Raw genomic sequence first — 1,358 nt, forward strand, 5'->3', positions numbered from 1 at the left:
GGCCCGCCCCCGGCCGCCCCCCCCCGCCCCCCGCCCCCCCCCCGCCCCCCGCCCCGCCGGCCCCCCGCCCCCCGCCCGCCCCCCCGCCGCCCGGCGGAGTTGGGGCAGGGTCGGTATTGGTGCTGGTCAGGTGCTCTTTGGTGAGTGGTGAGTAGCCGGACTTTCCCCTGGGGAGCTGGTAGTGGGGTGGGAGAGGTGGCGGCGGGGAGGGGAGTGAGCGGGTGCCGGCTGGGATCCTTTTTCGGGGCTGGGCGAGGGCCGGGGTATCAGTGGGTTGGCGGGCGGGTCAGTGGAGATGCCGGGCCAGTGGGCGGTGGCGATGGCCTTCGGCCCGGTCGGGTGTTGGCGGTGCTGCTGATGGAAGCGAGGGTTGGGTCTGGCGGAATGGTGTTGGGTGGTGCTTCGAGCTGGGGGTGCCATGGCGGAGCGGAGGGGCTTGAGGTGTGGAGGGTGTTGATGGGTGAAATGAATGTGGCCGACGCCCACTTCCGCCGTGGGCGGGTGGCAAGGGCGTCGGCCGACCGAAGAACACACCTTGGGAGCAACCCGCATGCGTCTCAGGGCCGAGCATAGCGCTCGGCGGTCCTGCGGGCACGTACCGCACATGGCGCTCCCCTAGTGCGGTATGTTTTTTCACCCCGCGTGCTCAAGTTCGCTGGCACGTCGTATCTACCGGAAGGTCGGGCTCGTGATCCGCGCTGGACGAACGGCCGTGGGCCGGGAAAAACTCGCCGTCGTGCTGGGCCTGAAGTGGGCTGCCTTTCGCCGGGCCAAGCCCTATGGCGAGGACGGCTTCCCTGAACCGGTGAGCTCCGCGGACGCGAGGATCCTGTTGTGGGACCTGGAGCAGGTGGAGGCTCACCGTGACGGCCGGCCCCGGCCGGCGATCCCGGCGGTCGACCATGAGGAGGACCTGCTCGACCGCCGTGAGGCGGCCGTCGTGCTCGATGTGAAGCCGCGCAGCGTGGACACCTACAAGACCGACCCCCGCCTCGCTGACCACGTCGTGGTGGTGGGCGGGGTCGAGCACTGGCCGCGCGGCGTGCTGCGTGCGTACGGCGCCGCCCGCGGCACCATGACTGCGCCCAGTGGTCGGCCGACGGGATCGGGCGACATGGTCCCCCGAGATTTGCTTCCCGGGCGCATTGCCGAACTCCTCGACACGGACCCCGCGGTGACCGCCGCCCACGCCGTCGACGTCCTCGGCATCTCTGTACCGGCCGCACAGCGGCACCTGCAGCGGGAACGGGCCGAGCGCATCGTCGCGCTGATGCGCGCGGAGTCGGGCCTTGGAGTGGAAGGGGCGGCGGACCGTCTCGGCTATCCGCTGGCGGTCCGCCGCGCGGCCCTGAAGGCTG

Annotated in this window: 1 pseudogene; it reads left to right on the forward strand. The window is 71.7% G+C overall.

Annotated elements, in window-relative coordinates:
* Positions 1-688 precede the first annotated feature (688 nt).
* Positions 689-1,358: pseudogene (locus tag ACFV0Q_RS41655) on the forward strand (hypothetical protein); the annotation flags it as partial.

The sequence above is a fragment of the Streptomyces sp. NPDC059564 genome (genome assembly GCF_042735575.1).
GTDB lineage: Bacteria > Actinomycetota > Actinomycetes > Streptomycetales > Streptomycetaceae > Streptomyces.